Here is a 13848-nt window from a genome sequence, read left to right as displayed (position 1 = left end):
CCCCGGGCAGGGGCAAGGCATTGAACTAGGACAAGAAAAACGGAAACTGGAAAATTATTCGAGCGGGCTCAGTAAACTCAGCACAGCGTCCTCCTCCACTACCCTGCCGGCTGCTTTCGCCGCTTTCAGGTACACGCTCATCGGATATTTCCCATCAAATGCAGGGTCCGTTTCGACCATCGGTACTTTCAGGCGCGCATGTTTGAGGCTGGCAAGGTCCGACAGCGATACATAACTAAGCTCGGGATTGCCCTGCCCCAGGTCGCAGAGGCCGAAAGCGATATTATTAACAGGATCGAGCTCGGAAAGCAGCCAAATGGCCTTACCATATTTGGAATGCAGCTTCACAACGGGGGCATGGTCCTTCGCAAGCTGGTTTTGTACCTCTTGCGCGTTGTGGACCATTATTTCAATCAGGTTTTGCGGGATCATTTTTGACATGAGGCAAATTTAGAGGTTTTGTCCGGGCACCCGAGCGCCGGAGCACCATAAAATAAATCGAACCGTCGACGGCTGCATTTCGGATCACTTATTTGCCTAAATTTCGACGAGAAATGTCCTTCCACAACTTACCGGAAATTGCATATGCGTTCCTGATAGGAATGTAAGGGCGGCTTTTGGCATTTTAAAATCACATTAACGCTATCCATCTATCGTAAAAAGTAACCTATGAAAAGAAAACTACCACTCCTTGTTTTAGTATTAGTTCTCATCACTTCACACAAAATCTTATCCCAGGTTGTAGTAACATTTCCCACCGAAAGGGCCGTATTTCAGCGCAACAACGCCAATGAGGCCGACGTATATATAGGTGGGTATATTACGCAGCCCTACCAGAAGATCGAGGTGAGACTGACGCCCCGCGTACCCGCTGAGGGTGAATCCTTTCCCGCAGGCGGAGGCTGGGCAACGCTCGACGACCAGATTTCGGCAGGCCAGTTTTTGGGGTCCGTACATTTAAAAGGCGGCTGGTACCAGCTGGAAGCTCGCGGCGTAGCAAATGGCGGAGGTACTTCCGCGATCGCGACGCTTTCCCGCGTAGGCGTGGGTGAAGTTTTTGTAGTGGCCGGTCAATCCAACGCGACGGGCGGCGATTCCAATCCGAATGGCCCCGCTGCGGCGCATGACCAGGTCAATAGCGTCAACTTTCAGAATGTGGACCCGGGAACATCGACCATTAACCCCTATTCCAATGTCCAGCTCCCCTGCCCTGAGTTTGTGCAACTGGATGCCAACGTAAAAACAGCACCATTTGGCAATTATGCTTGGTGTTGGGGTTCTTTTGGTGACAAGATTTACGAGAAACTGCGCGTGCCGGTAATGATATTCAACAGCGGGTGGTCGAGTACCGGGGTCGATAACTGGAAACAAACGATCGATCCCAACGGCGTAACGACGAGCGCATTCGGCTACACTTTCCCAGCGGGGCTACCATTCGGGCATTTACGGCTTGCATTGAACTATTATATTGCTCAACTGGGCGTGAGGGCAGTTTTATGGCACCAGGGAGAATCGGACAATTACCTCGAGCAGCCGGGCGACAACACCTACAACCGGTATTTGTCGGCGCTTTGGGACGTTGTCAACGCAAGCCGCAACCTCACCGGAAAGCCGAACCTTGGCTGGGTAGTGGCGCGTGCTTCGCGATTTACCGTCAACGGCGCGACCCGCGTTTCGGCCAATGTGGTAAATGCCCAAAACGAACTGATCAACAACGACGGACTTTATCCTCATGTATTTCAGGGTCCCGAAACGGATCCGTATTACAGCATTGAATATCGCCACGACGAGGTTCACTTTCGCGGGGATGGCGTCACCACCTCGCCCGACGGACAAATCTACTCGGGACTTATTTCCCTTGCAGGCTTCTGGGCAGACAAAATCACGCCCGATTTCCTCAGCCAATCGAACCCGTATGCCGCGACACCGCCACCGGCTGTCGACGCTGCTAACGTACCGGGCAGTTCGCAGGTCACATTTACAGGCCCTTCGTTGCCGGGTGGCTCCCAATACAATTGGCTCAATTTCGGCGATTGCAACCAGGTACAAAGCACTTCGCAACAATGGACCGTTGGGGCGGGGTTGTACAAACTCAAAGTCGTAGATTCCAACCGCAATACGGTTTTCTCTCCTGCATTGAATGTACTGGCAACCCCGCTGCCGGTAACCTGGCAATCGTTCAGCGCCCATATGGGCATTACCGGGCGCGTAACGCTCGACTGGGCGACGGCTTCCGAGGTGAACGCGTCACACTTCGAAGTGCAGCGGAGCAGTGACTCCCGGACATTTGTGACCGTCAAAACCGTGAATGCCATGGGTAACACCCGAAACAGCTCTTTTTATCAATATGAAGATGAATTTCTTCCAAAAGGCATCTATTACTACCGCTTGAAGCAAGTTGACGCAGACGGCCGAACCGACCTTACACGCATTGTGAGCGTTCGCGTCAATGGAAATGAAACCGTACGCGTTTTTCCTAACCCTGCTTCGGATTTGATCACCGTGGAATCCGGTCAGGCATTGAACCGTATCGATATTTTTAACAGCGCGGGCAAGCTGGTGCAGAGCGCCAAAACCGGAGAAAAAGCCGTTCATTTGAACATCGCTCACCTTCCAAAGGGTTTGTACGTTGTATCGGTTGATGGTCGCGAGCTGAAAATCGTAAAATAGGGCTCACCTATACCATCGCGAGAGCTTCCCGCCGGTATTCGAGCGGGCTCATACCGCGGTGTTTCCTGAAAGTCTTAATGAGATGGCTGTCGTCTGTAAAACCCAGTTCGGCAGCTATTTCATTGATACGCATATCACTGTGTTTCAGGCGAATTTCTACCAATGCAATTTTATAGTTGATAATGTATTGCTGCAACGTCTCGTGCGTGTGCTTTTTGAAATATTCACTGAGGTAATTGAGCGAGATATTGAAATGGGAAGCAATGCGCTCGGCGCGCAGCAGATCCTGGTTGTAAATATTTTGGTGGATATAATGGATAATATCCAGGGATGTGTTTTGCGCGAGCTTTGTCTTTTCCGGAATATGGGTGGTAATATTCCTGGCGACAACTGTCAGCAGGGTGTTGAGTAATTGTTGTACAAGTTCTTTGTGCAGCGTCTGCCGGTTGGCATACTCCTGCCTGATCGCCTCCATCAATGCCCTCACGAGCGGCTTATCGTGCTGATTTCTGAGAATACAACCTTGCAGGTGATTGTTGTTATGGAAGATATATTCCAATTTATGAATCCAGTCGCCCAGGTTACTATACTCATCACGGGCCTTTTGTGCATTCAAATAGATATTATTGAAACGAATAAACATAAAAGCCGTCGTCTCCTTCACCTCGGTATAATGCAAATCCATTGGCATCGCCAAAAACAGGTTCTCCTTCTGATACCGAAACTCATTCTGATTGATGTGGTATGTCCCTGCCCCATCGAACATATACACCAGTTCGATAAAGGTATTCTTGTGCTCCTTGATCGGGCATTCATCGACCGTCACTAGCAGGACATCGAAGGGCTGGTGGATATGATGGATACGCATACCCCCAAAGTTACCGATTTAACCCAAATTTTTACAACCCGAAAAAGTGAGTGGCCCACGAAATTTGCAGACATCAAATCAAAACCATTGCAAATTATGAAAGCCATCACATTAGCAAACAACGGAGGGACTGAAAACCTGATAATCAACGACATACCTACACCTTCGATCAAAGAGAATGAAGTACTGGTTCGCGTCAAAGCAATAGGTATTAACCCGGTCGATGCATTTGTGAGAACCCATGCATTCGCCCTCGACATGTTTGTTCAGCCGCAGCCGGGCGAGCCGGTCATTATTGGTTGGGACATTTCGGGCGTTGTTGAAGCCGTCGGCCGCGAGGTCAGTCAATGGAAAGCGGGAGATGAGGTATTTGGAATGGTCAATTTCCGCGGCCGTGGCAAAGCATATGCCGAATACGTGGCCGCTCCCGCCGACCAGCTCGCACTGAAACCGGACAACATTTCGCACGAAGAGGCTGCTGCCGCCACTTTGGCGGCACTCACAGCCTGGCAGTCCCTGGTTACTTATGGGAAAGTGAAACCGGGAGAAAAAGTATTGATTCACGGAGCCGGCGGCGGTGTCGGACACTACGCCGTGCAAATCGCCAAACATTTCGGTGCCTACGTCATCGGAACGGGCTCCGGAGCCAAGAAAGACTTTATCCTGGGCCTTGGCGCGGACGAATTCATCGACCACACAGCTGCCCGGTTCGAAGACCTTGTGCACGACGCCGACATTGTGATCGATTCGCTCTTCGGCGATCACATATTCCGTTCGCTGGAAGCCGTAAAGGAAGGTGGCAGGCTCATCGCGCTCCTGGTACCTTTCACCGACGAAAAACTGATTCAGAAAGTACAGGAAAAGAACATATATGCTCACACGCTCAATGTCACTTCGAACGGTGAGGACATGCGGCAACTCGCCGCGCTGCTCAAATCCGGAGAGATCCGGTCTTACGTTTCCATCACATATCCGTTTGAAGACATCGCGAAAGCGCACGACGAAATAGAAACCGGAAAGTCGCTCGGGAAGATTGTGCTGACCCTGCCTTAATGCTTATCATGCCCTTTTGGCGTGCTGTACTTCCGCAGCGCGCCACTTTGGCACTTAGGGCCTGCTGGACAGCTTTTTGAACAGGCATCCCTAAAACGATATCCAGCAGCTATGGACACCTTTTCAAGTATGATCATCGGCGCGGTTGATCAGATCAAAAATGCCGTTGTAAAAATCGATATATTCAAGACAATCAATGGTAAAATCCGCCCGGCCGGCTCCGGCTCGGGGTTTATATTCTCTTCCGACGGGCTCATTTTTACCAACAGCCACGTAGTCGATGGTGCTGAGAAAATTATGGTCAGCCTTTTGAATGAGAACGAGATCGAAGCCGCACTAGTAGGCAAAGATCCGGACACCGACCTCGCTATCCTCAAAATATACACCCAGGGCTATTCGGTAGCTAAACTCGGCGATTCGGGCGCATTGCAGATCGGCCAGTTTGTGATCGCGATCGGAAACCCTTACGGCTACCAGCATACCGTCACCACAGGCGTGGTAAGCGCGCTCGGCCGGACTTTGCAGACGCAATCGGGCCGGTTTGTCGATAATGTAATCCAGTCGGATGCGGCGCTGAACCCGGGAAACTCCGGCGGCCCGATGATCAATACCGATGGAGAGGTGATCGGCGTCAACACAGCAGTCATTCAGGGAGCTCAGGGACTGAGTTTTTCGGTTGATATTAATACGGCGAAGGAGATTGCACGGCAACTAATCCGCGACGGTAAGGTATTCAAGGCTTACCTGGGGCTGCAATTGCAGGATGTCCCTTTGAATGAGCGCGTCCGTCAGCACCACAAGCTCCCAAACCACGAGGGCATCTTCATCACGCACATTGAACCGAATACTCCTGCATCGCGCTCGCAGCTGATGGAAGGCGACATCATCGTTTCATTCAACGGCAAGCCTGTCCGCAATTCCAATGAACTGTTCAAAGCACTCACCACCCGCGACATCCTTCGCATAACGGACATTTCGGTGATCCGGCACACGGAACTGCTCAACTTTATTGTTGTTCCGGTTGAGAAGAAGGCTTAGCATCCAGTAAACGGCTATAAGGTGTTTCAATCAATTTGATTTGAAGCACCTTTTGCATTTTACAGATCGTCTCAAGCGTAAGGTTTTCGGAACCTTTCAGGATTTTGCTGATGTACTGCGGGGAGCAGCCCATCATTTCAGCAAGGTCACGTTGCGTCATGCCTTTTTCACGCAATGTACATAAGACTTCTAATGCGATGTCAAATGACACATCCAGCCAGTAGGCATTTTCCTGACGGAATGTAGCTTCCTTTATCCAGGTCGTGTCCGGCACTGCCATGAGTTTTAATTTAGTTAATGCGTCCATTTCCTTTGCTTTAAAATAATTCAAATAATCCAAAATCATCTTTTTGGTCGCCCCTCAAAAACCGACAAACTTCTTCCAGTTTTGCTAACTCTTCGTAGAGGTGCTCACGCTCGTTCATGGTTCGCGTCAATTTAATCGCTCCACCCGTCACAACGAAATGGTTCACGCCCAATCTGATAGCATATACCCTTAGCCAACTCTTCCTTCGCAATCCGCGGGCTTTACTCTTTTCGATTTTATCCACGCGCCATGTTGCTGGACTTAACGGCTTAAATATCATCGATAAATTTTCGGAACCTCCAAGCGCGACAGAAATAGCTATACTCAATATTTCATTTTCAAGCCTTGCAGCTTCCATCCTAGTGACCCTTACTGCCTCCTTAACAGGCATATACTCCCAAAAAGCCAGTAAATCGCCATAATGTATCTCGAAAAACGATTGCAAATATTCTGCATCGTTCCACAACCGGAATATCCTCGAAAACTCATGATCGTCTTCCCCTGCAAACTGAATCGAGTGCAAGCCACCGGGCACCACTTCAAATATACCATTTACCTCCATAAAAATAAACTTATAGGTTTATATTAGACCTCGTCATTTATTCTTGATACGGTAACATTCTGGTTTGGTAACGGACTTCTACAAACACAAAAATCAAACGGTTTCGAGCAGCGTCTTCAATTTCCTCGATGGAGCAAAAATGCCTGATTTGTGCTTTGAGCTGCTCTGAGAGCATTTTTTCAATTCCAATGGAATGAAAAACCACGTTTTGTGTGTTGTGTAACCTGTTGCAAATAGTTTGACGAAATTTTTGACAGGTTATGAACTGGATTACTATTAATAGTGAAGAAGAAGTAGATAATATTTATCAATCGGCCGATTACTCCATCATTTATAAACACAGCCCCCGTTGCGCTACCAGTCTCATGGCCTACCGGCAACTCAGATCGGAAGTTAATGCGGCTTCCGACATTCAGATACCCATTTACATTGTGGACGTGATCCAGAACCGCAAGGAATCCCAGGCCATTGCAAACAACTTTGGCGTTGTGCACGAATCTCCCCAGATCCTGGTCGTGAAGGGCGGACAGTGCGTTTATGACGCGTCGCACGAGGACGTTTCCTTGCGGGATTCACTGGCTTCTTTGAACTAAATCCAACAACTATTTGCCCAAAACAGCTCGCCGGGAATCGGTCGAAAATATTTTTATGGATTATATCCATTATAAAGGAAATAATCCATTATATTTGTGTCATCAACAAACAGGAACTATGACGCCCTACGCTATTCGATCACTTTCGAACAAATGGTATGGATTTTGTACCAAGCAGGCTATCGTCAAAGCTTATTAACACTTCATCACAAACAGACGCAAAAGAGCAGCCTAAAAGCTGCTCTTCTTGTTTTGCCAGAGTTTTCGAAATCGCCGGGGGCTACACATTGCCCGAATGGCGCGGTTCCAAACGGGCCGCCCATTTTTCGAGCAGCACCACCAAGTCGTCGAGGATAACCGGCTTGCTGAGATAATCGTCCATTCCGGCCTCAAAACACTTTTCCTTGTCCTGCTGCAATGCATTGGCAGTCATAGCGATAATAAACGGATGTACGGTATTTTGCGCCCTGATCTGCCGCGTGGCTTCCAGCCCGTCCATCTTCGGCATTTGCATATCCATTAAAATGACGTCATAACCGATTTTTTGTACCTGATCGAGGACTTCCAGGCCATTTTGTGCCAAGTCGGCATGATAGCCTAGCTTGTTCAGGGTGTTCATGATCACAATCTGGTTCACTTTATTATCCTCGGCCACCAGGATTGTCATGGGGTGCCGGCTGGCGAAATCGGCATGAAGCTTTCTCTCCGTTTCGTCAGTTTTTGGCCTAATTTCATTGGATTCCTGTACATCCGGAGCAACCTTTGCGGTGATCCAAAAGCGGAAGGTACTGCCCTTCTGCAACTCGCTTTTGACTTCGATACCGCCGCCCATGAGCGTGGTCAGTTTTTCACAAATCACCAGGCCGAGACCGGTGCCGCCATACTGTCTCGTCGTAGACGAATCCACCTGCGAAAAAGGTTTGAACAATTTATCGAGCTTATCCTCCGCGATTCCAATACCAGTGTCGGTGATCTCAAACCCCAGTTTGGCATCCGCGCCCTCCTGCCCGATCACATACACATGCACACGCACCTCGCCTTTGGGCGTGAATTTAACGGCATTGCCTACGAGGTTCGTCACAATCTGCCCAAGTCTCAAACGATCCCCCACAATGCGTGACGGCACATTTTCCTCAATTTCCAATGTCAAGTCCAGCGGCTTGCTAGCGGTTTTAGCGCGGAAAAGATCCATCACTTCACCAATGCAGGCTTTCAAGCCAAACTCTTTCTCTTCGAGCTCCATGTTCCCCGACTCAATTTTGGAAACATCAAGGATATCGTTGATCACGTTCAGCAAATCCCTCCCGGACGTCTGAATCGATTTGGTAAAATTACGCTGCTCTTCGGTCAGGTCAGTTTCGGCAAGCAGCGAAGCCAGGCCGATCACCCCGTTCATCGGCGTCCTGATCTCATGGCTCATCGTGGCGAGGAATGCACTTTTGGCCCTATTCGCCAGCTCAGCCTTTTCCACCGCCATTTGCTGCTCACCGATCGCACGTTCGAGCTGTTTTGTCCGCTCCTTAATCTGCTGCTCGAGAACCCGCTTTTGTTTGCGGATCGTGTAAGTCCGGATCTGATACAGAGCTACAATCAGTGCAACAATCAATGCAGCGGTCAACAGTCTGAACCACCAGGTGAGCCAAAAGGGCGGCTTGATAATCAATTCCACAGCGACACCCTTTTCATTCCACAACCCGTCGTTGTTGGAGCCCTTCACCCTGAATGTGTATGTGCCCGGGTCGAGGTTGGTGTAGGTAGCCGTACGTTTGTTACCGCTGTAATTCCAACCCTTATCGAAACCTTCCAGCATATAGGCATACTGGTTCTTCTCTGCGACGGTGTAGCTCAATGCTGCGAATTCAAAAGTTATCACCGACTGATCGTGACGGATGGTAATGGTTTTGGCTTCGCTGATCTGCTGTTTGAGGATATGATCGCTGCCTCCTGTGACGACTTGGCGGTTAAATATCTGAAAATCTGTAATGTACACGGGCGGCACAAAATCGTTGTAACGCAGGCTGTCGGGATAAAAACTGATAAAACCGTTAATACCCCCAAAATACATCTGCCCGTCGGCCGTCTGAAAGCGGGAATTGTCCCGGAACTCATTGCCCGGCAGACCGTCGGCAATGCCGTAATTCCGAAAACTGTTAGTTGGCAGGTTAAATTTGGAAATACCCTTGTTTGTGCTAAGCCAGAGGTTATTCTTATTGTCTTTCTGAATTCCAAATACCACATTACTCGCAAGCCCATCCTTTTCCGTAAACGACTTGAATTGCTGTTTCTTCTGGTCGAAATGGCAAAATCCACCGCCTACCGTTCCTATCCAGAGATCGCCGTTTTCGGCTTCCAGGATCGATTGCACCTTGTTGTGGGAAATACTCGAAGGGTCATTAGGCCTGCTGCGGAAATGCCTGAAACCCGTGCGGCCGGGCAGCAGCAGGTCTAGGCCATTGAATGTCCCTACCCAGATATTCCCCTTTTTATCCTGAAAAATTGTGGTAATGATGTCGCCGCTGATGCTCGTGGGGTCAGTTGTGTCGTGCCGGTAGTGTGTATACTCTTTTGTTTTGACATTGTAAAAATTAAGCCCGCCCTTCCATGTACCGATCCAGAGATTGCCGTCCCGGTCCCGCATCATATTGTTCACGTCCGAAATCGAAAGGCTATTCGGGTTACCCTCCTCCGGCAAATGGTGTTCGATCGTACCGGTTTTGACATTCAGAAAATCAAACCCGCCATTGTGAAAGCCCAGGGCAAGCACGTCCCTGGCGATCCAGATCACCGAAATGACATAGTCATTCGAAATCGAATGCGGGTCACCCGCAAGGTGCTTGTAAAATGTAAAATTCTTTGTTTTACGGTTAAACCTGTTGAGCCCTCCGCCATCGGTACCGATCCAGATATCGTCGCTGGTACTATCGCCGCAAATGGCCAGCACCGCATTGTTGCTCAGGCTATTGGCATTATTAACTTTCCGACGGTAAGAGTCAAATTTCGGCCCGAATTTCGGAAGGTATGATACGCCGCCAGAATAGGTACCGACCCACATATTTTCCGCATTGTCGTGGTAAATCGCGTACACCGAATTGTTGCTAAGCGAGTAGCGGTCGTCGGGATTGTTACGCACCGAGAAGAACCGGTCGGTTGGCGGGTCATAAATGCTGATTCCCCCATTCTCCGTACCGATCCAGAGCTTACCGGTGCCGTCTTCGGCCATCGAAAGAATGTCGTTGTGCCCCAGACTCCACGGGTCGCGTGGTCTGTTCTCAAAATGCCTCACAATTTTTCCCGACGGATCGATGACCGAAACGCCCCCGCCATGCGTCCCTACCCATAGATTGCCCTTACGATCGAAATGCAACACTTTGACCCAGTCGGATTTTAACGCATTGCGGTTCGCGGCTGCCTGGATGCGCCCAGCACCTGAACGGGCTCCATACTCATATGCTGCAAGAACTCCTGATTGCACATCGAGCCTGAAAAGCCCATTTTCCGTTCCCACCCAAAGTATATAGCCCTTTCCCTCTGCAATACTGGTTACGAATTCACTTCCCTGACCTGCGTCCCTCCCCGGGTAGCGGAAAAGCTGGTAGGTCCCACGGCTGCGGTCGAAAAGATAAAGGCCCTGGTCGGTGCCCAGCCAGAAGCGGTTACGGCTATCCCTAAAAATGGTGTTGATCGCCAGGCTGCGCCGCGGATGCGGATAATGCGTAAAGCTGTCCGTCGCTTGGTCATACCGGTCCAGGCCCGTGGAGGTTCCCACCCACAATTTCCCCTCATGGTCTTCCAGCAGCGATAATACAAAACTGTCGTGAATGGAGCCCGGATCCGCCGGATCGTGTTTATAATGAGTGTATTTATAACCATCAAACCGGTTGAGGCCGTCTTCCGTGGCGAACCACATGAAGCCTCCCCGGGCTTTCAGAATCGCGCTCACATGGCTCTGGGACAAGCCCTGGTCCGTGGTAAGCCGCCTGAACCTGGGCGTCAACTCCTGTGCGAAAACATGCTGAAAGCATAGGATGTAAAGCAGCACAACCCTGCAAAATATGGCCTTCATGGCACTTTCATCAATTCTGGATAAGAAACGTCGATTATCGGTTTAAATGTAGAAAAATTATGACCCAATGCAACATCCAAACCAATTCTTACTCTTTGGGCTATACGAATATTAGCCATTTATGAAAAAAACACTACTCAGCCTGCTAATTCATGGACTCTCCTTTGCCGGCTTCGCCCAGACATTCACAGTGAGCGGCAATGTCAAAAACCAACAAAATGAAACCGTCGGATTTGCAGCGGTTTCCATCAATCAATCCAAAGACTCCACACTGGTTAAAGCCGACGTCGCCGACGAGCAGGGCACCTTCAAAATCAGCGGCATCCCCGATGGTAAGTATTTTGTGCGCATTTCAGCGGTGGGACAACAAATGTACCATTCGGCCGTGTTCGATGTGGCTGGGCAGGATGTGAAACTGTCCGCGATCTCGCTGTTACCCGAGGCGAAACAACTGAGTGAAGTGAAGGTAACCGGTACCAAGCCGCTCATCGAGGTAAAAAACGACCGGATGGTTTTCAATGTGGAAGCGAGCATTAATGCCACCGGTTCCAATGCGCTCGACCTCCTGCAACGCTCACCCGGCGTGCAGGTCGACAGGGATGAGAATATCCTGGTACGGGGCAAAACGGGCGTCCGCATTTATATCGACGGCCGTCCCTCACCTTTGGCAGGCAAAGACCTTGCCTCCACCTTAAAAAGCATGAATTCAGCTGATATTGAAGCGATTGAAATCATCACGAACCCTTCCGCCAAATTCGACGCCGCGGGAGACCTCGGCATTATCAATATCCGTCTCAAGAAAAATGCCAGGCTGGGCACCAACGGCAATGTCAGCCTGGGTGGCATGTTTGGCATAACACCCAAATACAATGCATCGCTGAACCTGAATCACCGGGACAAGAAGCTGAACGTTTTCGGCAATTACGGTTTCAACCAGGGCGCGTGGCATAACACGACTTACGACGATCAGATCCTCAACAATATAGCTTACAACAAAGTATGGCATGGCATCTGGCGGGACACCACACACAGTGCCAAAATTGGGGCCGATTATTTTATCAATTCCAAAAACACCCTCGGTTTCAGCGCCAATGGCCGCATCAGCAACCACAACGGCGGCGGAGAGAGCGAGACTTTCATCAGCAAACGTAACAATCTGACTGCCGACTCGCTCATCCTGTCGTCGCGGACGTCCAACCCGGAGAAAAACAAGAACCTGAACCTGAATGTGAACTATCGCTATGCCGATACCACCGGGCACGAACTGAACATCGATGCCGATTACGGCCGGTTTTCTTCGCGGGGGATCAGTTACCAGCCCAACAAATATCATTTTCAGACAACCAGTGACACGCCTATCGAGCGGAATTACGTTTCGAAAACACCCGTGGACATTACCATTAAGTCCTTCAAGATCGACTACGAGCAGCCATTCAAAAAGGGAAAACTGGGTTATGGCGTGAAGCTGTCGGATGTAAAATCGGACAACACCTTCAATTTTTTCAATGTTTTACAAAATGTGGAGGTCATCGATACTAACCGCAGCAACCGCTTCAAATACCTCGAACGCGTGTATGCGGCTTATGTCAACTACAACATATCCCTTGGCAAAAAATGGGACCTGCAAGCCGGGCTCCGCGCCGAGCATACCAAATCGCTGGGCGACCTGACGAGCTACAAACATAACGACCTCGATAAAGTCGATACGACCTATCTGAGTTTCTTTCCAAGTGGTGCTATCTCGTTCCGGGCCTCCAAAAACCACACCTGGAACCTCAATTACAGCCGTCGCATCAACCGCCCGAGTTACCAGAACCTCAATCCTTTCGAGTACCGCATCGATGAGCTGGTTTATTCCAAAGGAAACCCTTTTCTGAAACCCGAATATGCCAACAGTTTCAAACTTTCACACGTGTACAAGGGCATACTCACGACTTCATTCGGGTACCGGCGCACCAGGTTTCCGGTCGTCGGCCTGCGCATTCCCTACGATAGCAGCCGCACCTACTTCATCACGGAAAACCTCGATTATTCGCAGGGTTTCAGTCTGGATATGAGCCTTACCACGCCGATCACAAAATGGTGGGAGCTCAATTTCAATATCAGCGGGTACCACAATCTCTGGAAAGCCGCGCTGGACAATGGCGTGGTGGTCAACAACCGGACAACCGCATTCAACCTCAACGGACAGAATACGTTCAAACTCAAAAACAGCTGGACGATCGAGCTATCCGGCTGGTACAATTCACCCTACCGCCGCATTGATTACAACTGGCAAATGGGCATGGTGGATATTGGCGTCCAAAAGAAATTCTGGAAGGATAATGCCAGTTTGAAAGCAACATTCAGCGACGTATTCCATACGGCGCGCGGCGGGTACACATCGGCATATGCGGGGATCGAAACACGCCTCCGGTTCCGTTTTGAAGGCCAGATGCTGCGTGTCAACTTCAATTACCGTTTCGGAAGCAAGGAAATCAAGGCTGCGCGCAGCAGAAGATCGGGGTCCGAAGATGAGCTGAACCGCATCAAAGGTTAAATAGATCTCCACACGGCAATTAATATTAATTCTACTTGTGTTTAATGAAAATGCGTACGTTATATTTGTAGGAAAGAAACCCTACACATCTTGCCTCTCAAAGATTCAATCTATCGAACTTGGATTAACCTATCCGGTGACCCCTCGGTGTTTCC

Annotated in this window: 10 protein-coding genes; 5 read left to right on the top strand and 5 right to left on the bottom strand. The window is 49.7% G+C overall.

Features of this window, described 5'->3' with window-relative positions:
- Positions 1–54 precede the first annotated feature (54 nt).
- Complete coding sequence (locus tag CLV60_RS10135) at positions 55–441, bottom strand: DUF2958 domain-containing protein (RefSeq protein ID WP_106595257.1); 387 nt, start codon at positions 439–441, stop codon at positions 55–57.
- 228 nt (positions 442–669) lie between these two features.
- Here CLV60_RS10135 and CLV60_RS10130 point away from each other — a divergent pair, with 228 nt between their 5' ends.
- Positions 670–2670 carry a T9SS type A sorting domain-containing protein gene (locus CLV60_RS10130; RefSeq protein WP_106595256.1) on the top strand — a complete coding sequence of 667 codons (2001 nt, stop codon included), beginning with the start codon at positions 670–672 and terminating at the stop codon, positions 2668–2670.
- A gap of 7 nt (positions 2671–2677) precedes the next feature.
- Here CLV60_RS10130 and CLV60_RS10125 read toward each other — a convergent pair whose 3' ends face one another.
- Positions 2678–3538 carry an AraC family transcriptional regulator gene (locus CLV60_RS10125; RefSeq protein WP_106595255.1) on the bottom strand — a complete coding sequence of 287 codons (861 nt, stop codon included), beginning with the start codon at positions 3536–3538 and terminating at the stop codon, positions 2678–2680.
- A 96-nt stretch (positions 3539–3634) separates the two neighbouring features.
- Between CLV60_RS10125 and CLV60_RS10120 the strand changes: the two genes are divergently transcribed.
- Both CLV60_RS10120 and CLV60_RS10115 read left to right on the top strand, forming a co-directional pair.
- A complete protein-coding gene (locus CLV60_RS10120; RefSeq protein WP_106595254.1) occupies positions 3635–4591 on the top strand; it encodes an NADP-dependent oxidoreductase in 957 nt (318 codons plus the stop codon).
- A gap of 111 nt (positions 4592–4702) precedes the next feature.
- Positions 4703–5629 (top strand): S1C family serine protease, encoded by a 927-nt coding sequence (locus CLV60_RS10115; RefSeq protein ID WP_106595253.1) that lies wholly within the window; start codon positions 4703–4705, stop codon positions 5627–5629.
- Here the strand turns inward: CLV60_RS10115 and CLV60_RS10110 are convergent.
- Together CLV60_RS10110 and CLV60_RS10105 are read right to left on the bottom strand one after the other, a co-directional pair.
- Positions 5598–5936, bottom strand: coding sequence for a helix-turn-helix domain-containing protein (locus CLV60_RS10110; RefSeq protein WP_106595458.1), 339 nt, complete (start codon positions 5934–5936; stop codon positions 5598–5600). The genes CLV60_RS10115 and CLV60_RS10110 overlap by 32 nt on opposite strands.
- Before the next feature lie 10 nt (positions 5937–5946).
- Positions 5947–6498: a hypothetical protein gene (locus CLV60_RS10105; protein ID WP_106595252.1), complete on the bottom strand. Its 552-nt coding sequence runs from the start codon at positions 6496–6498 to the stop codon at positions 5947–5949.
- Positions 6499–6758: 260 nt separating this feature from the next.
- On the opposite strand from CLV60_RS10105, the gene ytxJ reads away from it, so the two are divergent.
- Entirely contained in the window at positions 6759–7091 is a 333-nt protein-coding gene (gene ytxJ / locus CLV60_RS10100; RefSeq protein ID WP_106595251.1) for a bacillithiol system redox-active protein YtxJ, read from the top strand.
- Positions 7092–7371: 280 nt separating this feature from the next.
- Here the strand turns inward: ytxJ and CLV60_RS10095 are convergent, their stop codons facing one another.
- Positions 7372–11154, bottom strand: coding sequence for a hybrid sensor histidine kinase/response regulator (locus tag CLV60_RS10095; RefSeq protein WP_106595250.1), 3783 nt, complete (start codon positions 11152–11154; stop codon positions 7372–7374).
- A gap of 121 nt (positions 11155–11275) precedes the next feature.
- Here CLV60_RS10095 and CLV60_RS10090 point away from each other — a divergent pair, with 121 nt between their 5' ends.
- The gene (locus tag CLV60_RS10090) at positions 11276–13693 is read left to right on the top strand and encodes a TonB-dependent receptor (protein WP_106595249.1); all 2418 of its coding nucleotides are present in this window, start codon (positions 11276–11278) and stop codon (positions 13691–13693) included.
- Positions 13694–13848 lie beyond the last annotated feature (155 nt).

This window comes from Dyadobacter jiangsuensis (assembly GCF_003014695.1).
GTDB lineage: Bacteria > Bacteroidota > Bacteroidia > Cytophagales > Spirosomataceae > Dyadobacter > Dyadobacter jiangsuensis.
This window is presented reverse-complemented; position numbering and strand designations above follow the sequence as displayed.